The organism is Marinomonas vaga (genome assembly GCF_055388305.1).
Genome location: NZ_AP043903.1, coordinates 2,428,045 through 2,451,956, shown reverse-complemented (window position 1 = coordinate 2,451,956; position 23,912 = coordinate 2,428,045). Strand labels below are relative to the sequence as shown.

General features: G+C 46.5%; 22 protein-coding genes. 3 read left to right on the top strand and 19 right to left on the bottom strand.

Annotated features, from left to right (window positions below):
• Nucleotides 1-30 precede the first annotated feature (30 nt).
• Nucleotides 31-705 (top strand): hypothetical protein, encoded by a 675-nt coding sequence (locus tag ACZ5DR_RS11485; protein ID WP_377369464.1) that lies wholly within the window; start codon nt 31-33, stop codon nt 703-705.
• On the opposite strand, the gene ACZ5DR_RS11480 is transcribed toward ACZ5DR_RS11485, so the two are convergent.
• The 13 genes from ACZ5DR_RS11480 to ACZ5DR_RS11420 all read right to left on the bottom strand — a co-directional run bounded on the left by ACZ5DR_RS11480 (nt 697) and on the right by ACZ5DR_RS11420 (nt 12,755).
• A complete protein-coding gene (locus tag ACZ5DR_RS11480; protein WP_377369462.1) occupies nt 697-1,575 on the bottom strand; it encodes a GNAT family N-acetyltransferase in 879 nt (292 codons plus the stop codon). The two genes, ACZ5DR_RS11485 and ACZ5DR_RS11480, sit on opposite strands and share 9 nt — an antisense overlap.
• A 292-nt stretch (nt 1,576-1,867) precedes the next feature.
• A complete protein-coding gene (gene lipA, locus ACZ5DR_RS11475; protein WP_377369460.1) occupies nt 1,868-2,827 on the bottom strand; it encodes a lipoyl synthase in 960 nt (319 codons plus the stop codon).
• Nucleotides 2,828-2,833: 6 nt separating this feature from the next.
• Nucleotides 2,834-3,472, bottom strand: coding sequence for a lipoyl(octanoyl) transferase LipB (lipB, locus tag ACZ5DR_RS11470; protein ID WP_377369458.1), 639 nt, complete (start codon nt 3,470-3,472; stop codon nt 2,834-2,836).
• Nucleotides 3,473-3,475: 3 nt separating this feature from the next.
• Complete coding sequence (locus tag ACZ5DR_RS11465; RefSeq protein ID WP_377369456.1) at nt 3,476-3,781, bottom strand: YbeD family protein; 306 nt, start codon at nt 3,779-3,781, stop codon at nt 3,476-3,478.
• A gap of 17 nt (nt 3,782-3,798) precedes the next feature.
• Nucleotides 3,799-4,947: a D-alanyl-D-alanine carboxypeptidase family protein gene (locus tag ACZ5DR_RS11460; protein WP_377369454.1), complete on the bottom strand. Its 1,149-nt coding sequence runs from the start codon at nt 4,945-4,947 to the stop codon at nt 3,799-3,801.
• Between the two features lie 83 nt (nt 4,948-5,030).
• A complete protein-coding gene (locus ACZ5DR_RS11455) occupies nt 5,031-5,975 on the bottom strand; it encodes a septal ring lytic transglycosylase RlpA family protein (RefSeq protein WP_377369452.1) in 945 nt (314 codons plus the stop codon).
• On the bottom strand, nt 5,962-6,987 hold the full coding sequence (gene mltB, locus ACZ5DR_RS11450; protein WP_377369450.1) for a lytic murein transglycosylase B: 1,026 nt from the start codon (nt 6,985-6,987) through the stop codon (nt 5,962-5,964). The genes ACZ5DR_RS11455 and mltB overlap by 14 nt, the downstream gene beginning before the upstream one ends.
• Nucleotides 6,987-8,108 (bottom strand): rod shape-determining protein RodA, encoded by a 1,122-nt coding sequence (rodA, locus tag ACZ5DR_RS11445; protein WP_377369448.1) that lies wholly within the window; start codon nt 8,106-8,108, stop codon nt 6,987-6,989. Before rodA ends, mltB begins: the two co-directional genes overlap by 1 nt.
• A complete protein-coding gene (gene mrdA / locus ACZ5DR_RS11440) occupies nt 8,105-9,982 on the bottom strand; it encodes a penicillin-binding protein 2 (protein WP_377369446.1) in 1,878 nt (625 codons plus the stop codon). Before mrdA ends, rodA begins: the two co-directional genes overlap by 4 nt.
• Before the next feature lie 9 nt (nt 9,983-9,991).
• Nucleotides 9,992-10,459, bottom strand: coding sequence for a 23S rRNA (pseudouridine(1915)-N(3))-methyltransferase RlmH (gene rlmH, locus ACZ5DR_RS11435; protein WP_377369444.1), 468 nt, complete (start codon nt 10,457-10,459; stop codon nt 9,992-9,994).
• 10 nt (nt 10,460-10,469) lie between these two features.
• The gene (gene rsfS / locus ACZ5DR_RS11430) at nt 10,470-10,823 is read right to left on the bottom strand and encodes a ribosome silencing factor (protein ID WP_377369442.1); all 354 of its coding nucleotides are present in this window, start codon (nt 10,821-10,823) and stop codon (nt 10,470-10,472) included.
• 14 nt (nt 10,824-10,837) lie between these two features.
• Complete coding sequence (gene nadD, locus ACZ5DR_RS11425; RefSeq protein WP_377369440.1) at nt 10,838-11,509, bottom strand: nicotinate-nucleotide adenylyltransferase; 672 nt, start codon at nt 11,507-11,509, stop codon at nt 10,838-10,840.
• Nucleotides 11,499-12,755 (bottom strand): glutamate-5-semialdehyde dehydrogenase, encoded by a 1,257-nt coding sequence (locus tag ACZ5DR_RS11420; RefSeq protein ID WP_377369438.1) that lies wholly within the window; start codon nt 12,753-12,755, stop codon nt 11,499-11,501. Before ACZ5DR_RS11420 ends, nadD begins: the two co-directional genes overlap by 11 nt.
• A gap of 133 nt (nt 12,756-12,888) precedes the next feature.
• On the opposite strand from ACZ5DR_RS11420, the gene tsaA reads away from it, so the two are divergent.
• Together tsaA and ACZ5DR_RS11410 are read left to right on the top strand one after the other, a co-directional pair.
• Nucleotides 12,889-13,650, top strand: a complete 762-nt coding sequence (tsaA, locus tag ACZ5DR_RS11415) for a tRNA (N6-threonylcarbamoyladenosine(37)-N6)-methyltransferase TrmO (protein WP_377369436.1) — start codon at nt 12,889-12,891, stop codon at nt 13,648-13,650.
• Entirely contained in the window at nt 13,607-13,867 is a 261-nt protein-coding gene (locus ACZ5DR_RS11410; RefSeq protein WP_377369434.1) for a hypothetical protein, read from the top strand. The genes tsaA and ACZ5DR_RS11410 overlap by 44 nt, the downstream gene beginning before the upstream one ends.
• Nucleotides 13,868-13,997: 130 nt before the next feature.
• Here the strand turns inward: ACZ5DR_RS11410 and rpsA are convergent, their stop codons facing one another.
• From rpsA to gyrA, 6 genes are all read right to left on the bottom strand, one after another.
• On the bottom strand, nt 13,998-15,680 hold the full coding sequence (rpsA, locus tag ACZ5DR_RS11405) for a 30S ribosomal protein S1 (RefSeq protein WP_377369432.1): 1,683 nt from the start codon (nt 15,678-15,680) through the stop codon (nt 13,998-14,000).
• Between the two features lie 162 nt (nt 15,681-15,842).
• Nucleotides 15,843-16,526, bottom strand: a complete 684-nt coding sequence (gene cmk / locus ACZ5DR_RS11400) for a (d)CMP kinase (RefSeq protein ID WP_377369430.1) — start codon at nt 16,524-16,526, stop codon at nt 15,843-15,845.
• A 15-nt stretch (nt 16,527-16,541) separates the two neighbouring features.
• A complete protein-coding gene (locus ACZ5DR_RS11395; protein WP_377369428.1) occupies nt 16,542-18,743 on the bottom strand; it encodes a prephenate dehydrogenase/arogenate dehydrogenase family protein in 2,202 nt (733 codons plus the stop codon).
• Nucleotides 18,744-18,763: 20 nt separating this feature from the next.
• Entirely contained in the window at nt 18,764-19,885 is a 1,122-nt protein-coding gene (gene pheA, locus ACZ5DR_RS11390) for a prephenate dehydratase (RefSeq protein ID WP_377369426.1), read from the bottom strand.
• 19 nt (nt 19,886-19,904) lie between these two features.
• Nucleotides 19,905-20,987 (bottom strand): 3-phosphoserine/phosphohydroxythreonine transaminase, encoded by a 1,083-nt coding sequence (serC, locus tag ACZ5DR_RS11385; protein WP_377369424.1) that lies wholly within the window; start codon nt 20,985-20,987, stop codon nt 19,905-19,907.
• 76 nt (nt 20,988-21,063) lie between these two features.
• Nucleotides 21,064-23,733, bottom strand: a complete 2,670-nt coding sequence (gene gyrA / locus ACZ5DR_RS11380; protein WP_377369422.1) for a DNA gyrase subunit A — start codon at nt 23,731-23,733, stop codon at nt 21,064-21,066.
• Nucleotides 23,734-23,912: the final 179 nt, after the last annotated feature.

The window sequence follows — 23,912 nt, the reverse complement described above, 5'->3', positions numbered from 1 at the left end:
CAAATACTAGGAAATAAGGAGCAAAGCATCATGATGCAGACGCCTCTGGGCAATCAGGGCTGGCAAAAGATTCTTTACAACACGTCTCGTTTCAGGGTGTACGAAGTACAGTTAACCTTAAATGACCATGCCCAGCACAATTATGTCTTCCCTAGCGATGCCATGCTATTTGTTTGTGATGGTCAGCTGTTTATTCAATCTACTCTGGAAGAGTCTTCCCTTAAGACCAACCAAGCCGTCTGGATACGCCATAACTTATCGGTACGCTGTGTCACAGTATCCCCTAGCACCCGCTTCTTCGTCATTGTCTTTTTAGGTCAAACTTCTCGAGAGAATGCACGATTTGAACGGTTTGCCAGCGGTACGGAAGCAAAGAAGCAGAATCGAAATGGCGTCACCCAATGGACTGTAGGGGATAAGACATCAGCAAAAATAGAATGGCACATGTTTCCACCAGGCCACAAAGAGCCTTTTTACTACCTCAAATCCTCTGAGCAATTTGTTGTGCCCATTAATACTGAACGGGACCTCCTCATTGAATACACAGGTTCTGAACCAGTAGGCATAACGCCAAGCGGCCTGTTAATCCCAGCAGGTAAAACTCGTAGCTTGATTAACAACTCTGATAAGCCCATCACTTTCTTAAGTGTTGCCGCTCCCTTCCCTAAACAAAGCCGGGTACTCAAACTCTCTCGTTCAACGTAGGGTTAACGCTGTCAAAACGTGATCTTCCCAAACACCATTGATTTTAAGGTAATTGCGCGCCATCCCTTCTCTCTCAAAGTTCATCCGTTGTAGAACTGCGGCACTGCGATGATTTCTGGGCATGTAACAGGCTTGAATTCGATCAATATTAAGCTCAGATGAAATGTACCGGATGCCAGCCTGCAATACTTCTTGCATCAAGCCTTTTCCCTGGTGCTCATAGGCAATGCTATAGCCTAAGAAGCAAGACTGGGAAATTCCCCTCACAAACTGTGAATAATTACTGTAAGCCAACATTTCATTTTCGCCTGGTGACAGTAAACACAAGACACAGCCTCGATCTTCAATAAAATCCTTACGCATCTCCTTTATGCGCAGATAGCAGGTTTCTTCTGTGTAGTAGTCATCATTCCGTTGCGGCTCCCATGGGGTCAAATGGTCCTTTTGTTCATTGACGTAGCGATGTAGCAAAGGCATATCCTTAACGTCCAGTAACTTTAAAATGCCTCGAGGAGTCTTAATCACGGGAAAACGCCCACTCTCTTTCCAACTTTGGTTACTCACCGACACATCCTCCTGCACCACTTCCATGAGCTTTAAGCGATATTCATCAAACCAACACTGATTACCAATGGATAGAGTTCGACGCAGCATGGTGTGATTCATCCAAGCCTCAGCTTCCACTTTTGTGCGCCAGTAAATTGTTAACTGAGACCGCTCATCCGCCAGCCATTCAAAATACAAATATCCTGGTTGCCCCTGGGCCAGCTCAATGACTTTTTCTGTCATAACACGAAACATGACATCTTCACGCAGTTCAGAGGTGCTAAGGCTTACAGCAAAATACGGGGTCTCGAACACTAATTCCATGGAAATAAATCCTCTACATCACAAATAAAAATGAACCCACTTTAAAATTGATTGTCTATAATTTATACAACCTGAGATTAAGGACTTTGAGCACTATCTCAGTTTAGGAAACGTTCTAGCGGCAATTAGAAGATTTCCATGAAGTTCAATCGCTCCCACACGTTACATGGCGCTCCCCTTTGCGCCTCTAGGGAAAGTATATTAACCCGCTACAGCTGTAGCGGGTTTTTTTTACATAAAAAAAGCGAGGGACTTCAAGTCGCTCGCTTTTTCAAGTAATGCCTAAGACGGCTTAGGAAACTCGCTCACCATGAGCTTGCTTGTCAGCATGGTAAGAGGAACGCACTAATGGGCCACATGCCGCATGCTTAAAGCCTAGCTCTTTTGCTACCTGCTCGTAACGCTCAAACTCTTCTGGGTGAACGAAGCGATCCATTGGGAAGTGATGCTTAGACGGTTGCAAATATTGACCAATCGTCAACATATCCACATTGTGGGCACGTAGGTCTTTCATCACCTCAACAATTTCTTCAAATGTTTCACCCATCCCCACCATTAAACCAGATTTGGTTGGCACATCAGGACAACGCTCTTTGAATTTCTTCAATAGATCAAGCGACCATTGATAATCAGAGCCAGGACGCACTTGGCGGTATAAACGGGGGATCGACTCAAGGTTGTGGTTGAAGACGTCTGGTGGAGAAACTTGCAAAATATCCAGTGCCACATCCATACGACCACGGAAGTCTGGCACCAAGGTTTCAATCTCAATACTTGGGCTCAACTTACGCGTTTCATCAATACAATCCACAAAATGCTGAGCACCACCATCACGCAAATCATCACGGTCCACAGAGGTGATCACGACGTATTTCAAACGCATGTCACGTATCGCTACAGCAAGCTCTTTTGGCTCATCTTGACTCAATGCATTAGGTCGGCCATGAGCAACATCACAAAACGGACAACGACGGGTACAGATGTCACCCATGATCATGAAGGTAGCGGTACCGTTAGAAAAACACTCCCCAAGGTTTGGGCAGTTAGCTTCTTCACATACTGACGCTAATTTGTGTTCACGCAGAGTGCTTTTAATACGCGCGATCTCTGGTGATGCTGGCATTCGCACTCGTAGCCAGTCCGGCTTACGTGGGATTTCTTCGGTTGGGATAACCTTTACAGGGATACGTGCCATTTTGTCGGCACCACGTAGTTTCTCGCCCTGTACGACTCGCTTTTGCTGAGTTGTCATTCTTATTCACCCTTGTTGGATAGTCGGATGAGAATATCCGAGACGCTCAGCCAGTATATTTGCCAGCTGAACTTTCACCTGCGCCATAGACGTTTCCGGCTGTAGACGCTTCATATCAATCATTTGTAGGCCTTGGTAGCCACACGGATTTATCCGTAAAAAAGGCATGAGATCCATATCGACATTCAATGCCACACCATGAAACGAACACCCTCTTCGTACTCGTAAGCCAAGGGAAGAAATTTTCATTTCATCCACATAAACACCAGGAGCATCCGGCTTGGGGTAGGACGTAATACCGTTCGCTTGCAAAACGTCCACAATAGAATTTTCAATCAGTGTGACTAGATCTCTGACCCCTATTCCACAACGCTTTAGGTCAATCATGATGTAAGCGATCAACTGACCTGGGCCATGATAGGTAATCTGACCACCTCGGTCTGCCTGTATGACAGGAATATCCCCAGCATTAAGCAAATGCTCCGCTTTACCTGCTTGTCCCTGAGTAAACACAGGCGGATGCTCGAGCAACCAAATTTGGTCTGGGTCGTCTTTTGTTCGAGTCTGGGTGAAGGCTTTCATGTCTTCCCAAGTCGACTCGTATGGCACCACACCGAGGTCGCGGCACAGAAGAGTTTTCGGCATGAATTAAATGACCATTTTAACTGCTTCAACAGCCATTAGGTCACCGTGAAGCTTTGCAAGCTGCTCTTCACTTTGCGCATTAATGCGAAAACTGAAGCTAACAAACCGCCCTTTTGAGGAGCGGTTTAAACTGATCGTTGTATCATCGAAGTCAGGTGCATGCTTGCGCACGCACCCGACAACGTTAACTTGAGTGTCGTCAGCATCCATTGCAACGACTTTAATCAGGTAATTTTCACAAGGAAACTCGATTTTAGGCGCATCTGGTGCGTCCTGTGCGATATCACCTGTTTTATTAATTAAAGCCATATAAGCTGTATCACCGTTTAGAACAAGTTCATAAAGAACAATTTGATTTTATCGAATAAGCGTTTAAAGAAGCCGCCTTCTTCCACTGACTCTAATGCTACTACATCTCGCTCTAGCAAGATATTGTCAGGCGTACCAACAATAATTTTACCTAGCACATCACCCGCAGCAATCGGCGCTTCAATTTCTTGTTTCAGCTCAAGAGAGGCTGGAATAGAGTCGGCGTTTTGGCGTGGCATTGTCACCAATACATCTTCAGTAAAACCAACTTTTACAGAATCCGCTTCGCCGCCCCATACCTTAGCATCGCTTAAGGATTGGCCTGCATTATACAGCTTACGAGTCTCGTAGTAACGGAAACCATAGTTCAAAAGTTTTTGTGATTCTGCAGCTCGGGCCTCATCAGACGAAGTCCCCAGAACCACTGTAATCAAACGAGTGCCGTTACGAACTGCTGAAGCAGCCAAACAGTAGCCCGCGGCTTCTGTGTGACCGGTCTTTAAACCATCTACTGTCTTATCTCGCCATAACAATTTGTTGCGGTTTGGCTGACGGATATCGTTGTACGTGAAGTACTTTTCATTGTACATCTTGTAGTTTTCTGGGAAGTGAATGATGGTTGCACGGGATAGCAAGGCAAGATCACGGGCACTTGAGTAATGGTCTTCCGCAGGGAAGCCCGTTGAATTCACAAAGTGGGTGTTATCCATCCCTAATAATCGTGCATGCTGATTCATCAGATCAGCAAAAGCAGATTCACCGCCCGCCACATGTTCTGCTACGGCAACACTGGCATCGTTACCGGATTGAATAATGATGCCACGCATCAGATCTTCTAGGCGCACCTGAGTCCCCTCTCGAATAAACATGCGAGAGCCCTCCATACGCCAAGCTTTTTCACTGATGGTTACTTTATCATCTAAGGTAATATTGCCTTTCGCCAACTCGTACTCGGCAATATAGGCAGTCATCAGCTTAGTCAGACTTGCAGGTGGCAATGGTTCGTCACTGTTATGCTCAACCAAAATATCGCCCGTATAAGCATCCATTAGAATATAACTTTTCGCGGATAATTGAGGTGGCGCTGGGATCAAAGAAGGTGCCGCATTTGCTACGGACACGACGAGGGACATTGCTACAATAAATAGTGAAAAAAGTCGTTTCATACTGGTCAACGTTTTAGCCTGATTCGTGAGGTTGAGAATAATACTAGAGCAAGGTTTGAATCTCTAGCCTCGTAAAAGTTCCCCTAGGGAGTTAACGCTACTTTTACACTTTTACCAAACCCTGCTGACTCAAGTTTCGCTTGCCAAGCTTCTAACTTAGCATTTGAGTCATAGGGGCCAACGAACACACGGTACAATCCATCGTCGGATTGACGAGTTTGAATGTTAATGGCGGTATCGAACTGCTCAAAAAGTTTCTGTTTTAGATTATCCGCGGAGGATTCCTTAGAAAACGCAGCCAATTGCAAATGACTAAACAGAAGGTCATTTGACGGAGCTGACGCCGGTGCGACAACTGGGGAAGGCTCTATCGCCACAGGCGTTGATGGGGCACTTGCCACCGGCTGCTTATTGGTTTTCACAGACACCACTTCGCCTGGCTTCGGCGTAATCGCCTCCACCTTAACTCGAGCAAGCCCCTTATTGTGATAATCCAAGCGAGCCGCCGCGGCATAGGACAAATCAATCAAACGGTCCCCATGGAAGGGTCCCCGGTCATTTACTCGCACAATGACACTGCGCTGATTGTCTAAGTTTGTGACCTTCACGTAGGTCGGCAAAGGCAAAGACTTATGGGCGGCAGAAAAGGCATACATATCGTAGGTTTCGCCGTTAGAGGTTTTATGCCCATGGAACTTATTCCCATACCAGGACGCTGTGCCAGTAGCTGTATAACCTTCCGCCGAGTCCATCACATAATACTTTTTACCCCAAACCTCGTATGGAGATTTATTGCCTCCGCGGCTTTTGGGTTCATATTTAGGAACCAGATCAGGTAAGTGGTCTACATTGACTTCATCAGTTGGGCCGTGATCTTGAAGAATAGAATAACGACCGCCTCCAGAAGCCTTATCGTAGTCAATACTGCTAGACGATGCGCCAGCCTTGGTACCACTAAGGTGTTGAGTGCTCATACAGCCAGCTAAACCAGCCGAGCACATCAAGAAAAACAGTTTAACTACCTTCACTCTGAGCAATCCTATTTGCTAGTTCCAAGACAGCCATGGCATAACGTCGGCTGGGGTTGTAATCCATAATTGTAAAGAAGTTCTCATAGGCAAGCCAATAGGCTTTAGAACCTTCTTTATCCTGTAAACCAATGAGTCCTGCATCTCCATACACATATTCACTGGTGGACCAAACCCCTTTCTCTGACCATTCCCTTAATGTGTAAAGTGGTTTGCGCCCTTTGTTAATCAAATCATCAACCGCTGACTCATCATCCACTCTGGCAGTACTCACGGTATAGGCTCCCGCTTGCCAGCCATGATGTTTCATATAGTTTGCAACGCTACCGATCGCATCAGCATTAGAGCCCCAAAGATCTACGTGATCATTTCCATCATAATCAATCGCTAACTTTAAATAATTACTGGGCATAAATTGAACCATGCCTAATGCACCACTGTAGGAGCCTTTGGTGGTTCCTACCGTCCAGCCTTCTTGGCGCGCCAAAATAAGGTATGCCTCCAGCTCGCTGCGAAAATACTGGCCACGGCGAGGATAATCAAATGCCAAAGTAGCCAGTGAGGTAAAAACATCTCGATTTCCGGTAATACGGCCATAAGACGTCTCAACACCGATCAAAGCGACAATGACAGGCCATGGCACTCCGAACTCCGCCTCTGCTTTATCGAGCCAAGCCTTATTTTTCCGAGCAAAAGCAACCCCATCCCGCACTCTAACAGGGTCTATAAAGCGTTTACGATACTCGTAATATGGGGTAATCACTTCCGGTTGATTATCGGATTTAGTAATGACTTGAACACGTTTCTCTGTTTTCGAGAATATATCAACCAAAAGTTGGCGATCATACTGATGTTTGTTCACCATATGATCAATAAACTCAAGCACTTCTGGCTGTGAAATATAAGTTTTGGGTGTAGGCTCTGAAACAATTGGAGTGGGTTGAGAATCCACCGTAGCTGAACATCCTGTAAGAGCAAGTGTTACGCTCAGTGCAATAATTCGTAAAGACATTACTGGGCCCTTTTATGCGTTTGAATCGACATCAAAATACCAAAGGTCGCCATAATGGTAATAATGGAGGTGCCACCATAGCTGACCAGCGGTAACGGTACACCGACTACAGGCAAGATCCCAGAAACCATGCCAATATTTACAAACATATACACAAAGAAGGTTAAGGTAATACTGCCCGCCAACAGGCGAGCATAGTTATCTTCAGCGTACGCTGCGATGTAAAGCCCCCGAGCGATAACCAACAGGTAAGCACACATAAGCAAGGCGCAGCCAATTAGGCCAAACTCTTCCGCCAACACAGCAATGATAAAATCCGTATGACTCTCGGGAAGGAAATTTAACTGGGCTTGGGAGCCTTCCAGCCAACCCTTACCGTGGACACCACCTGAACCAATCGCAGTCTTAGACTGTATGATGTTCCACCCGGAACCAAGGGGATCGCTTTCTGGGTCTAAGAAGGTTAACACCCGCTGTTTTTGATACTCCCGCATCACCTGCCACAAGCTGTAAGCGGCAATAGGCGCTATCGCAGCCGCACTAAGGATGTAACGCCAACCAAGACCCGCTAAAAATAATGCAAAAATCCCGGACACACCAACCAACAACGCTGTCCCTAAGTCAGGCTGTTTAGCAATCATCATAGACGGCACAGCAATCACAATCAGCACCGTCACAATTTCTTTCAACGTAGGGGGGATAGGACGATGAGCAAAGTACCAAGCCACCATCATAGGCATAACAATTTTCATGATCTCAGAGGGCTGAAAACGCAGTCCACCTGGCAACGCTAACCAACGCTGGGCCCCTTTAGCGCCCACCCCAAACAACAACACTCCAACCAACATGGCGACCAATACAGCAAAGAGTATTGGTGAAGCTCGGCGCATATATTTAGGCGGCAATTGCGCCAGACCTAAACACACAGCCATACCAATTCCGAGACGAAGCACTTGGCGTTCTACCATGGCCACATCCTGACCAGAAGCAGAATAAAGTACAAACAAGCCTCCCGTCATCAGCAACAATAGAGCGAGCAATAACAGAATATCAACGTGAGTCAGCTGCCAGAGCCGAGCATTGGTAAAGGAGACTATACGCTGGTAAAGCGACTTATTCATCGACGCCCCTCAGTGAAATAATCGTAACTGGATGGATAATCGTCGTACAAATAAGCATCAAATAGCGCCTTCGTCAGGTCTGCAGGTTTAGAGCTGCTACCGCCATTTTCAAAGATCGCAAATACGGCAATTTTAGGTTTATCAGCAGGGGCAAAACCAATGAATAGAGCATGGTCATGGAGTCGTTTATCGAGGCTGTCCGCGTCGTACTCTTGGTCTTCCTGTAAACTGAATACCTGCCCTGTACCCGTTTTACCCGCTATTTCATAGTCCGTTCCACGAAGACGACGAGCCGTCCCTTTAGAATCCGTCACAACCTTTTTCATTGCTGTCACCATGCGTTCCCAGTTGCGTTGATCCTTCAGCTTAATTTGATGAAGGTTCGGATTACCTTCTTCAAATTCCGGCTCATGATCTGATACGGATTCCGCCATACGCGGATAAAACATCTTACCGCGCGCAGCCAAAGCAGATGTTGCAGCAGCAATTTGTATCGGGGTGGCCACCATAAAGCCTTGCCCTATCCCCACGTTTACAGAGTCGCCGGGGTACCATGGTTCTTTATAACGGGCCATTTTCCATTCATTGGAGGGCAACAATCCACTACTGACACCATGAAGATCTAAGATAGTCTCTTGACCAAAACCGAATTTAGATAAAAAGGTGTGTATTGGTGTGATCCCCATCTTATGAGCCAGCTGGTAATAGTAAGTATCCACGGACTCTATGATAGAGCGCTCAAGGTCAATCCAACCATGACCTGTACGTTTCCAGTCTCGATAGCGTCGGCCATTAGGGTTTATCTGATAATAACCTCGAGCGTAGTAGCTTTCATCCCAAGTTGAAAACCCGTACTCCAACCCAGCAAGAGCCATAAAGGGCTTAATAGTGGAAGCAGGCGGATACCCTCCACGTAAGGCACGATTAAACAATGGCAGGCGCTTATCGTCCCTAAGACGATCATAGTTTTTAACGGAAATTCCCCGTACAAAAAGATTCGGATCATAGCCTGGCTTAGATACCATAGCCAAGATCCCTCCGGTGTTTGGGTCAATGGCAATGACCGAGCCTTTATAATTGCCAAGCAGATCGTAAGCATATTGTTGTAGCCGGGCATCCAGGTATAAATGAACATCTTGCCCAGGGGTCGGATTCTGTCGTTCGATCTCAGACATAATACGCCCGCGGGCATTGACTTCTACCTTTGAGATACCAGGTTTGCCGAATAAGGTTTCTTCGTAGAACTCTTCTACGCCAGTCTTACCAATAAACAAAGCCCCTTGGTAAGCTAATCGGTCCACCCGTTCTAGGTCTTTGGAGGTAATGCGACCAACATAGCCCACCGCATGGGCGAATGCTTCGCCGTAAGGATAGAAGCGCGTTAGCTGAGCTTCTACTTGCACCCCATCTAACTGAAACAGATCTACGGACACTTTTGCCCATTCCGCATCCGTCAGTTGGGATTTAAGAGTGATGGATTGGTAAGGTCGGCGGTACTCTTTGAGCTTAGAACGGTAGTTTTCCCATTCCTCAGGAGAGATATCAATGACATCAGAGAGCTTCTTCTGGAGCTCGTCAAGATTACCCGCTCGCTCGGGAATCACGGTTAAACTATGAATCGGGCGATTGTCTGCCAAAACAATGCCATTACGATCGTAGATAAGCCCACGTGGAGGTGGCTCAGTCACCAACATAACGCGGTTTTCGTTGGCCTTGGTTTGGTACAGGTCATATTGCATCACCTGCAAATAAAACAAACGAGCCATCAGCACACCAACCATCACCAGGACAAATAACGCAGCAACAATAATACGGCGCTGAGTTAAACGTTGTTCCTGACGGTAGTTACGGAAGACCTGATGATGCTTGCCCAAAATAACACTCTAGCGATGGTACGGATGATTATTCATTAATGTCCAAGCTCGATAAATCTGCTCGGCTAACAAGATTCTAACCATGGGATGTGGCAAAGTAAGCTTTGATAACGACCAGGCTTGATCCGCTCTCGCAGTACAGCGTGGATCAAGACCATCTGGGCCACCCACCAACAGCGAAATGTTGTAACCATCCATACGCCATTGGCCAGTCTGTTCGGCTAACTGCTCCGTTGACCAAGACTTACCCAGCACCTCCAAGGCGATCACTTTATCGCCATTCGGGATAGCCGCCAACATGGCGTCGCCTTCCTTTTGAATGGCTTTAGCAATATCAGTATTTTTGCCTCGAGGTGACATAGGCAACTCAACCAGCTCTAATGCAAAATCTTTCGGCAATCGCTTAGCATACTCTTCGTAGCCTTGCGTGACCCATTTTGGCATTTTTGTGCCGACTGCAATTAAACGAACCCGCATCAAAAACGCCTTAACGCTGCTCTGGTGTGATATTCCACAGTTTTTCTAGGTCGTAGAACGAGCGGGCCTCTTCAGTCATTACATGAACGACCACATCGTATAGATCCACTAGTACCCAATCACTTCCCATCTCGCGACCTTCACTACCTAGAGGCTGGAGGCCTTTACTTTTAGCGTGTTCAACAACGTTTTGACCAAGGGAGTGCACATGACGTTTGGACGTACCGGTACAAATCACCATAAAGTCCATCATGTCTGTTAGTTCACTCACGTTTAGTACCGTGATGTTATCGCCTTTCACATCCTCTAATGCTTCGACTGCCAATTCGAGAATTTGTTCAGCTGATAATTGATCTTGGCTCATAGTTTTGGATAACCCTATTTATATAAAGAATGCGCTTCAATAAAGCGCTGTATTGTCTCAGGCACGAGATACGCAATCGATGCGTTCTCGCGACATAGTTTTCTTACCTGACTGGAGGAAATCGCTAACGGCGTAAAACTTTCCATCCAAATCTTTCCAGCGGGCGCGCATTGTAACTCAGCTACGTTCTGGGCTCGATGTTTTTCATAAAACTCTTCCAAGGTGGAGATAAAATCAGGCTCCCAGCCAGGGCGAGAGATCACCAGAATATGCGCCACGTCTAATAAACTTTGCCACTCAGCCCAGGTTGGCAAGGACAAAAAGCTGTCCATCCCCACTACCATAATGATAGGTTCTTCTTCCCCTAATTCATTACGTAGCTCCTGCAAGGTATCCTTGGTGTAGCTTGGCCCTTCGCGCAGAATCTCGCGGGGGTCTACTTCTAACCGTATGTCTGCTTGAATACCCAGCTCAACCATTTGCAAACGCTGCTCTGGGGTTACCGAAGGCTGATCTTTATGAACCGGCTGAAAACACGGCACCATACGCAGGCTTTTAAAACGAAAGAAGTCCAGAATATCCACAGCCGAACGCAAATGACCATGATGGATAGGATCAAAGGTCCCACCCATCACAACCGTACCGCTGTTTTCATTGACTATTGGGGTAAAAGACTCAATTGTCACGGGTGTGACCATCCCCTAATACGACGTATTTTTGACTGGTTAAACCTATCAACCCCACAGGTCCGCGGGCATGAATTTTATCGGTTGAAATACCAATTTCAGCCCCTAACCCATATTCGAAGCCATCTGCAAAAGCGGTAGAAGCATTAACCATTACGGAAGAAGAGTCTACTTCAGCCATAAATGCACGGGTTTTAGAGTAATTCTGCGACACAATGGCATCAGAGTGGTGGGAGCCATATTGGTTAATATGGGCAATAGCTTCATCCATGTCTGCTACCAACTTGATAGACAATTTAGGAGCTAAGTACTCAGTATACCAATCCTCTTCCGTAGCAGGTGCCGCCTCAATAATGTCACGGGCTTGCTCACACGCTACCAGTTCAACGCCTTTCTGGGCCAATGCATCTGCTAGGCAAGGCAATATCGCTTTAGCCACCTTGGTGTTAACCAATAAGGACTCCATGGCATTACACACACCGTAGCGGCGGGTTTTAGCATTCATAGCGATTTTAAACGCTTTTTCTAAATCCGCTTCGTCATCAATGTAAACATGACAGTTGCCATCCAGATGCTTAATCACAGGCACACGGGCGTCTGCACTGATGCGTTCGATCAAGCCCTTGCCACCGCGAGGCACAATGACATCAACAAATTCAGGCATGGTAATCAAACGTCCAACCGCTTCACGATCAACAGTGTTAATGACTTGCACCGCATCTGCTGGTAAACCAGCCGTCAACAAACCTGTTTGCACGGCCTCAGCAATAGCCTGGTTAGAGTAAAAGGCTTCGCTGCCACCACGTAAAATAGTCGCATTACCTGATTTAAGACACAGACTCGCCGCATCAATGGTTACATTTGGGCGGGACTCATAAATGATACCAATCACACCTAACGGCACACGCATTTTGCCCAGCTGGATGCCTGATGGACGAAACACCATATCTGTAATTTCTCCTACAGGATCTGGCAAGCTAGCCACCTGCTTGAGACCTTCTATCATGCCGTCAATACGTCCGTCATTCAGTTCCAAACGATCCAACAAGGCAGCATCTAAGCCCTTTTGTTTGCCGTTTTCTAAGTCCTTAGCATTCTCTTCTTTCAATCGAGGTCGTGCATCTTCCAAAGCATCTGCCATGGCGAACAAAGCATTATTCTTTTGTTCGGTGGTCGCACGGGTCAATAGTCGTGACGCGGCACGGGCTTTTTGACCAACTTCGTTCATGTAAGATTCTAAGGACATTGCTTTCTCTCTTTTTTGCTTATTAGCGAGTTTACTTCCCTATTCGGGCGCTATAGAAACAGATAGGCGCTATACTAACACATCTTGTAGAATCTCATTCCCAAATATTTGACGTAATTATTCATCCATTCCCATGTCAGAACATTTTAAATTCCAACAAATTGGCATCGCACACTCTTGCTACCAACAGAAATTTGGCATCCCCAGACAACCAGGTCTAGTGACGGAAGCAACGGCGAGCATAGAACTACTCCCGCCTTTCAATCGACTTGATACACTGGATGGGTTAGAGGGTTTCTCCCACATCTGGGTACACTTTATTTTTCACCAATGTATGAATGAGAAATGGAAAGCCAAGATTCGCCCCCCTAGGCTTGGAGGTAAAGAGAAAATCGGTATCTTTGCCTCACGGGCAACCCATAGACCGAATCCCTTGGGGTTATCCGTGGTAGAAGTTAAAGGCATTCGTCAGGAAGGTAAGCAAGTTTTCATCGATATCATTGGTGCAGATCTGCTCGACAAAACCCCGATTGTCGATATCAAACCCTACTTACCTTACGCAGACGCACTCCCCCATGCCAAAGGTGGATTCGCGCCACTGGCCACCCCCCTTACTAACGTTAACTTCAGTGAACTCGCAATAGACCAGCTAAAAGACTATAAAGATATCTATGACAGAGATTTGCAACCATTGATTGAACAGGTCATTGGCCAAGACCCTCGCCCCTCTTATCTAAAGGGGTCCGAGGGCAGAGAGCACGGCAACCAACTGTGGAATGCCAATATAAAATGGGTCGCTAAAGCGAATCAGTTTTGGGTCACCGAAGTGCAGTTCCCAAGGAGCGTAAAAGATGAACAAGTCCAAAATGCTCAACGCCTACAAGACTGTGAATAACTTACAGCCTAAGAGTGACGCCACAATAGGCGACAATTCACAGGAAAAAAAGATCTATCGATCAGAATATGATGAAAGGTTGATCAAAGAGTACCACTTTGCCAAGTTTCAGAAGAATTTACACCAAATTCAGAACAATAAAGAGCTCGCCGAACTGCTCGAAAAAGAGGATTGGAGTGAAGACGACATGAAGACTTTATTAGCCGCTTTTCGTTAACAATTTAACTATACCCATATTTATCCACACCTTCTGTGCATAGTTTATTTGTCAATCAAAGTCTGAAAAAAAGCATAAAAAAAGCGGACCATAAGGTCCGCTTTTTAAAAACATAATCCGTTAATTCGAATTAGTTTTGGTTCTCAAGTTGAGCTTTGATTAGGTCACCGATTGTAGTCGGGCCATTTGTCTCAGCTTGTTGTTTCTCAGAGTGAGATTTCAGTGCTGCTTTCTCTTCAGAAGCGTCTTTCGCTTTGATAGAGATAGCGATAGTGCGAGCTTTACGATCAACGTTTACGATCGCAGCTTCAACAGCATCACCTTCTTTAAGTACAGAAGAAGCATCTTCTACACGCTCACGGCTGATTTCAGAAACTTTCAAGTAAGCTTCTACGCCTTCAGCTAGAGTAACAACAGCACCTTTCGCATCAACTTCAGCAACAGTACCGTTTACGATAGCACCTTTGTCGTTTTCAGCAACGAATGCAACAAAAGGATCTTGCTCTAGTTGTTTAACACCTAGAGAGATACGCTCACGCTCAGCATCGATAGAAAGAACAACTGTTTCTAGAACATCACCTTTCTTGTACTTACGTACTGCTTCTTCACCAGTTTCGTCCCAAGATAGGTCAGATAGGTGAACAAGACCATCGATACCGCCGTCAAGACCGATGAATACACCAAAGTCAGTGATAGACTTGATGGCACCAGAGATCTTGTCGTTCTTGTTGAAAGAAGTAGCGAACTCTTCCCATGGGTTTGGAGTGCACTGCTTGATACCTAGAGAGATACGACGACGCTCTTCATCGATGTCAAGGATCATAACTTCTACTTCATCACCGATCTGAACAACTTTAGATGGGTGGATGTTTTTGTTAGTCCAATCCATTTCAGAAACGTGAACAAGACCTTCTACGCCTTCTTCAAGCTCTGCGAAGCAGCCGTAATCCGTTAGGTTAGTTACACGTGCAGTAACTTTAGTACCTTCTGGGTAACGAGCTTTGATTGCTACCCATGGATCTTCGCCTAGTTGCTTAAGACCTAGAGATACGCGGTTACGCTCGCGATCAAACTTAAGAACTTTAACGTCGATCTCATCACCTACAGCGATGATTTCGCTTGGGTGCTTGATACGCTTCCAAGACATGTCAGTGATGTGTAGAAGACCATCAACACCACCCAAGTCAACGAACGCACCGTAATCAGTAAGGTTCTTAACGATACCTTTAACTTCTTGACCTTCTTCAAGGTTAGCAAGAAGAGTTTCACGCTCAGCGCTGTTAGTCGCTTCCATAACGGCACGACGAGATACAACAACGTTGTTACGTTTCTGATCAAGCTTGATAAGTTTGAACTCAAGTTCAACACCTTCAAGGTGAGATGTGTCACGGATAGGACGAACATCTACCAAAGAACCTGGCAAGAAAGCACGGATGTTAGCGATATCCACAGTGAAGCCACCTTTGACTTTACCGTTGATAACACCCTTAACGATTTCACTTTCTTCGTATGCTTTTTCAAGTACAGCCCAAGTTTCAGCACGCTTAGCTTTCTCACGAGAAAGTTTAGTTTCACCGAAACCATCTTCAACTGCATCTAGAGCTACTTTAACTTCGTCGCCGATGTTAAGAGTGAATTCGCCGGTCTCACTTAGGAATTGAGAACGAGGGATAACGCCTTCAGATTTTAGACCTGCGTGAACTGTTACCCAATCGCTGTCGATGTCAACAACGATACCAGTAACAATCGAGCCTGGCGCCATTTCTACGCTTTTTAGGCTTTCTTCAAACAGTTCTGCGAAGCTTTGAGTCATTGTGATTCCTATATATACGGAACAACTAAATGTTCCCTGCCACATCACCAGCTATATGTGGGGTTAATTTACAGTGATTGCGACGCCAGTGGTTGCTGGTCCTGCCGTCGACTTATTCCTACTATTTTAGCACATTAATTGAGCACAAAAACAGATTAAAACTTAAATGTATGAAGCTTTTGATGCCTCAGAGAGCACAACTTCAACAACTTCATCAATACTCAGGTCAGTGCTATCGATCACCAGTGCACCCGCCGCCGGTACAAGTGGCGCCACAGCACGGTTAGCATCACGCTCATCACGCTCTTTGATGGTCTTAACTAGCTCATCAAAATTGACCTCATCTCCCTTGTCCTGTAGCTGAAGCATACGACGTTGCGCACGCTCTTCTGCGCTGGCAGTCAGAAAGACTTTAATAGACGCCTCAGGGAAAACAACAGTCCCCATATCTCGTCCATCCGCCACCAATCCAGGCGTTTGCGCAAAGGCGCGCTGACGCACCAACAGCCCCTCACGGACTTCAGGGATAGCCGCTAGCTTAGATGCCTGGTTTCCCACTGTTTCAGTACGAATCGCCTGGGTGACCACTTCACCTTCAAGGATTATTTCAACTTTGCCTTCTGGCGTTTGCAGGAACTGAATATCCAAATGCTCCGCTAACACCTTCAACGCTTCTACATCTTCAACTGACATACCATGATGCGACACAGCAAGGGCCAATAAACGATACAACGCACCACTATCAAGCAAATGCCAACCCAGCTTCTCTGCAACGATTTGACTTACCGTGCCTTTACCAGCACCACTTGGGCCATCAATCGTAATAACTGGGGCTTGATTTAACATAAATGTTCCTCTTCCTTAGATGTGTACTGAAGCCTTTAGGCCCAGCATCACAGCAATTTCTTCTAAATTTGGAATTTGTTCTAATATTTTTTGACAGTCACGTACGACAGCGCCGTTTCGACAACGGGCAGAAAGCAATAGGAATGCCAACGCCACTAAATCATTACCCGCACTGTCTAAATCGCCACCTTCAGGCACCTTGCCTGTGATATGCAACACCCCACCTTGCCACTGGCAGTCACCACCGATGTGGTTCACACCATCTACTAAAGTCGTCATACGATCTTCGTAGAAATAAGGCAATTGGGAAATCCCTTCAAATGAGCTATCTCCTTGCGCAAAAACAGCTGCAACCGCTAACAAAGGCAAAAACTCTCGGTATTCATAAACCTCCGCAGGAGAAAGATGAATACCCTTTAGTTTTGCAAACGACACCTTAAACGATCGCGTGCTAAATAATCCTTGAGGCTCTGAAAGCCAATCAATCTGAACCCCCATCTTAGGCAACAGATCAAATAGCAGCCGCCCTCGACCAATGGTGGACACCTCATTGATTTGCAACGAGGAACCAGGCAGTAATACGGCTAGCAAGGCACTCCAGATGACTTGTTGCAAGTCCGAAGGCAAATCAATCTCCGCTCCCTCCAATGGTGAAGGCATAACTTTTAGACATTGAGAGCCTGACATTGAGACACCAAAGGCAGAAAAAAGTCCCCGTGTCTGTGCATCAATAGCTATTTGCCCTTTAAACTCACTGTCTTGCTCTGCGTATAGACTTAACAAAAGCGCACTAGAGACCAACCGAGAAGATGGCGAACCAGGTAACTCTCCGGAGACACTTTTAATCACTGCAGGCGTCACTTTAAAGGGCAGACAATCCGCCGGCGCAGAGGTCACTTGCGCTCCTGAACGGGTTAGCAACTCAAGGAGATGCGTAAAAGGCGTATTTAATAAAGCACCTTCACCAATCACTTCAACTGGGAAATTTTGCCCCGCCAAAATAGGCAGTAATAAATACAAGCTAGTAGCCGATTCATGAACATTGACAGGGGCAATGGGTGCCCGCAACCCAGTTCGACCCACACCATGAATGCGTACAGCCCCATGACCAAACTCTTCAATGACTACGCCCATATCACGTAATGCCTGCATGGTGATTTTGACATCACCTGCTAAATCAACATTACCTAATTCACTGACCCCATCAGACAGGGCGGCCATAATAAGGGCTCTATGTGACAAAGATTTGTCACCAGTGAATTTTATTTCACCATTTACCGCTGAGGCTGGCGCCACGGCCATTGAGATTTGTTTTTGCTGAGGCTTGCCAATGGTACGTTGCTCAAGCAGACGCAAAAAATGATCCCGAGCAGACTTAGCTCGAGTAAACACGCCATACATGGAAGCGCCATCCGCCTCAACGATGGCCTGACGCATTTCAGCAAGACGATCGGTAAATAAATCGAGGGTCGCAAGGGTTGCGTCTTTATTGGCTAAAAACACATCTCGCCACATAACCGGATCACTGGAAGCGATTCGTGTAAAATCACGGAACCCCCCCGCCGCAAAGCGGAAGATATCCTGACTCCGATCGGCATTAGCCAAGGTATCCACTAGGGTATAAGCCAATAGATGCGGCAAATGACTTGAAGCAGCCAATACATGGTCATGATGCTCCACATCCATGCTCACCACATCTGCCCCCACAGCACGCCAAAGACGATGCAAACGGTCCAGTAGCTCAGGATCTGAGTCAGGAAGTGGCGTAACTATCGCCATATGCTTTTCAAACAAATGAGGGTTAGCCGCGAGTACACCACTCTTTTCTGCACCGGCGATAGGATGACCAGGGATAAAGTTCTCTGGGGCAGCACCAAACACTTTCGTCGCCGCAGCCACCACACTCCCCTTAGTGGAGCCAACATCCGTTAACAAGGTATCGGAGCGAAGATGGGGCTTAATCTCAGCTAAGACGGACTCCATGGCTCGCACTGGGGTTGCTAAGATAATAATGTCCATCTTTTGGATGGTGTCAGCATCAAGTTGCGCCGGATAATCAATCACGCCGGTAGAAACACCCAGCGTTAACTCTCCTGCACGACGATCTGCACCAAACAAAGTTGCCAAGCCTTGCTGCTTTAAACTCTTGGCAAATGAGCCACCAATCATCCCTAAACCGACGATCAGGACATTTCCGAACTCTTTATTATCTTGCATTATATTTATCTTTTTTAGCGTTACAGAACAGCGACTGGGTAAGATCCCAACACCTTCACTTCAGAAGCACGCTCGCGCAACTCTTCGATGACGGAACGGCACTGGGCATCTTCGCAATGACCGACAAAATCGATATAAAAAACATATCCCCACTTACTGATTAATGAAGGACGTGTTTCCAATCGAGTCATGTCAACACCGTGACGCTCAAAGGACTCCAGCAGGCGATACAACGCACCTGGCTCATTTTTTGCGCTCACCAACAAAGAGGTTTTATCCTTGCCACTTGGCGGAATTTTTTCATTGCCGATGATTAAGAAGCGAGTCGTATTATCTGGATGATCTTCAATATTCGCTGATACAACGGACAAGCTGTAAAGCTCGCTGGCGATATCACCCGCAATGGCAGCGACAGCCTTACCATTCTTACCTGCTTCTTCTGCCAAGCGAGCACCCTCAGCATTGGAGCTAACCGCCACGCGCTCTGCATGGGGCCAATAGCGGTCCAACCAAGCACGACATTGAGCTAAAGACTGCTGATGAGAATAAATGTGTGTCACATCATCTGGGTTCACATTGGGTGCCACCAAAAGATTATGGTGGATGCGCACTTCCACTTCACCACAGATTTTAAGGCGAGAGCCACGGAAGCTATCCAAAGTATGATTAACAACGCCCTCGGTAGAATTCTCTACTGGCACCACCCCATAGTTGGCTGCCCCTGACTCTACCTCACGGAATACTTCATCAATCGCAGCCATTGGGGCACTTACGATAGAATTACCAAAGTGCTTAAGGGCCGCCTGTTGCGTAAAAGTCCCCACAGGTCCCAAGAAAGCAATACGCATTGGCTTTTCCAGGGCCAAACATGAAGACATAATCTGACGAAAAATCTTCGCCATTTCTTCATTACCAAGGGGGCCTTCATTACGCTCCATGACGCGTCGAAGAACTTGTGCTTCACGTTCAGGGCGATAAAACACTGCGCTCTGCACACCCTGCTCTGCCATTTTAACTTCTGCGACTTTTTCCGCGCACATGGCACGCTCATTGATTAGGCGCTGGATTTGCGAATCGAGAGCATCTATGCGATCACGCAGTAATGGCAGGGTTGTCGGAATATCATCTTTTTTTGTCGACATGGAACGTATCCTATTACTATTAACCGTAACGTTTTTCGAAGGCCGCCATGAATTCAATCAAGGCCTCAACCCCAGCTTTTGGCATGGCATTGTAAATGCTCGCACGCATACCCCCTACAGAACGATGGCCTGCAAGGGTGCGCAATCCAGCGGCATCGGACTCTTTCAAGAAGGTCGCTTCAAGGGATTCGTCTGCTAGAACAAATGGCACATTCATACGAGAACGGTAACGAACATCAATAGGGTTAGAGTAAAAACCGCTATTATCAATAGCACTGTAAAGCATGGCAGCTTTTTCAATGTTGATTTGCTCCATGGCAGCAACACCGCCTTGGGCTTCTAGCCACTCAAACACCAAATCCGCTAGATAGATTGCAAAAGTCGGCGGAGTATTGATCATGGAATCATTTTTCGCCAGATTTTCAAATGACCAAACCGTTGGCAAGACATCATTGTTGCTGCGCGCCAATAGATCCTTACGAATAATATTGATCACCACACCCGCAGGGCCAACATTTTTCTGTGCGCCGGCATAAATCAGACCGTATTTGCTCACATCGATGTTACGAGACAAAATTGTTGATGACAGATCAGCAACAATCGGCAGATCCGTTTCAGGCAAAGCATCAAACTCTAAGCCACCAATGGTTTCATTTGGCGTCAAATGTAGGTAAGCCGCCTTTTCGTCTAACTCAAGGGAGGAGAAGTCAGGCACTGTGGTGTAATTCTGAGCCTTGCTAGAGCCTGATACGACAACATTGGCGTACTTCTTAGCCTCTTTAATTGCTTTCGTAGACCATGCACCTGTATCTAGATAACAAGCACTATCAAAGCCATTAGTTAGGTTGGCCGGAATCTGGGCAAACAGAGCCGAAGCGCCACCCTGAGCAAAAACGATTTCATAGTCATCAGGAATGTTCAGCAACCGAGCCAAGCGCGCTTTGGTCGACGCAAGAATGGAAACAAATTCATCACTACGGTGACTCATTTCCATTACCGACACACCTGTGCCATGCCAATCCAACAATTCTGCTTGTGCTTTTTCTAAAACCGCTTCTGGGAGCGCAGCGGGACCAGAACAAAAGTTATAAACTCGGCTCATTCTGCCTAAAACCTCATAAGGTAAGTGGTATATCTATACAAAAGAAGGCGCACTCGAGGTGCGCCCTGGGGGAACTTTATGCTTCCGTATCAGGAGCCTGATCTTGCGGCTCGTCGTTGACAACATCTTCTATTTCAGAGACTTCACCCTCTGCTGTAGCATCATCATCTTCAACAACACGCTCAACACCGACTAAACGTTCCTCATTAGACAAACGAATCAGTGTGACACCTTGTGTATTTCGACCCTGACAAGAAATCTCGGAAACACGTGTACGCACTAGGGTACCCATGTCTGTGATCAAGATGACTTCATCTGTTTCATCAACTTGAGTCGCACCCACAACAGGTCCATTACGCTCTGATACCTGAATACCGATAACCCCCTGACCACCACGTCCGTAGACAGGGAATTCTTCGGTCATAGTGCGCTTACCGTAACCATTTTCACAGGCCATCAGTACCGCTGTATTTTGCTCTGCGCTAGGCACAATCAAAGACACAACTTTAGCGTCTTCTGCCAGCTTGATACCGCGAACACCTGCAGCCGTTCGGCCCATGGCACGAACATCTGTTTCTTTAAAGCGGATCGTTTTGCCAGAGCTGGAAACAAGCATAATGTCATCCGACCCGGTGGTCTGAGCAACACCTACAAGCGCATCAGTTTCATCCAACTTCAGGGCAATCAAGCCGCTTGAACGAGGACGAGCAAAATGCTCCATTGCTGTTTTCTTCACGGTACCGTTAGCAGTCGCCATGAAGATGTAGCTGCTTGCAGCAACGTCCTCTTCTTCCAATTCAACTTCAGCTTCTGCGTCGGTCTTTTCTGGAGCGGTCAAAGGTAGCAATGCGGAAATATGCTCCCCTTCTGCCAAAGGCAATAGGTTAACAATCGGGCGACCTTTCGATGTACGACTTCCCAACGGAATCTCAAACACACGCAACCAGTACACTTTACCGAAGTTACTGAACAACATAACGGTATCATGACTGCTGGTAACGAGAAGGTGACTGATGTGGTCTTCATCTTTCATACCAGAAGCAGACTTACCACGGCCACCACGTCGTTGTGCTTTATATTCTTCCAAAGGTTGAGTCTTGGCATAACCCGTATCAGAGATGGTCACCACCATTGGCGCTTCATCGATTAAATCTGCGATGGTTAAATCTTGCTTAGAGGTCAAAATCTCAGTACGACGGGTATCACCAAACTGATCACGAGCATCTTCTAGCTCTTCACGAATCACTTCCATCAAACGATCTGGGTTACCCAAGATGTTTAGCAATTCAGCAATCAAATCGATCAACGACTTGTACTCGCCCAATAGTTTTTCGTGCTCAAGTCCCGTTAAACGATGTAAACGAAGATCAAGAATAGCTTGGGCTTGCTCTGGAGACAGGCGGTAAACACCATCATTAAAACCGTAGGCAGCATCCAAATCATCTGGGCGGCAAGCATCGGCACCTGCACGCTCAAGCATGGCGTTAACATTGCCTGGCTCCCAGCTTTCAGAGATCAGCTTTTCTTTCGCTTCAGCAGAGGTTGGAGACTGACGAATCAATTCGATCACACGATCAATGTTAGCAAGCGCAACCGCTAGGCCTTCCAGTACGTGACCACGCTCACGGGCTTTACGTAGCTCGTAAATGGTACGACGGGTAACCACTTCACGGCGGTGTTTCACAAAGCACTCAAGCACTTGCTTGAGGTTCAGTAGCTCTGGACGGCCATCAACAAGGGCAACCATGTTAATACCAAACACAGACTGAAGCTGAGTTTGGGTGAAGATATTGTTCACTACCACGTCTGGGTTTTCACCACGGCGCAGCTCAATCACGATACGCATACCGTCTTTATCAGACTCGTCACGCAGCTCGCTAATACCTTCAATCTTCTTCTCTTTTACCAGCTCAGCAATTTTCTCAATCACTTTAGCTTTGTTTAGCTGGTATGGAATCTCAGTAAAAACAATCGCTTGGCGATTGCCTTTATCCATGTCTTCGACATGATGGCGAGCACGCATGTAGATGCGTCCACGACCTGTTTTGTAGGCCTCCACAATGCCAGCGCGACCATTAATGAACGCACCTGTTGGGAAGTCTGGACCAGGAATAAACTCCATTAATTCATCAATGGTGATTTCCGGGTTATCAATAACGTTCAAACAGCCGTCAATGACCTCACCTAAATTATGAGGCGGAATATTGGTCGCCATACCTACGGCAATACCCGCAGAACCATTTACCAACAGTCCAGGAATACGAGTAGGCAAAACTTCAGGCATAAACTCAGTGCCATCATAGTTTGGCACAAAATCGACGGTTTCTTTTTCCAGATCCATCAGCATATGGTGCGACATACGCGCCATACGAATTTCCGTGTAACGCATGGCGGCTGCACTGTCACCGTCCACGGAACCGAAGTTACCTTGACCATCAACAAGTGTGTAACGCATAGAGAATGGTTGCGCCATACGAACGATTGTTTCGTATACAGCCGAGTCACCGTGTGGGTGATACTTACCGATCACATCACCAACGATACGGGCAGATTTTTTGTAAGGCTTATTCCAATCGTTTTTCAATTCATTCATCGCGTAAAGCACACGACGGTGAACCGGTTTCAAACCATCACGAACATCTGGAAGCGCACGTCCAACGATTACGCTCATGGCGTAATCGAGATAAGAACCTTTCAGCTCGTTTTCGATACTGACGGGAATAATTTCTTTGGCTAATTCACCCATAGATACAACCGTTCCTTATGTTAGGAGCAACATGTGCTCGTCATTGCAGACCGAGCAACTCCGACCATCTTTTTGTAAGCGCGGCATTATACCACAAGCATTTCACGAACACCTCTCCCCAATGGCGCTTTTATTCTCCGATTTCTTTTCACAAACCCAGCACTAAAAATACCTAGTCG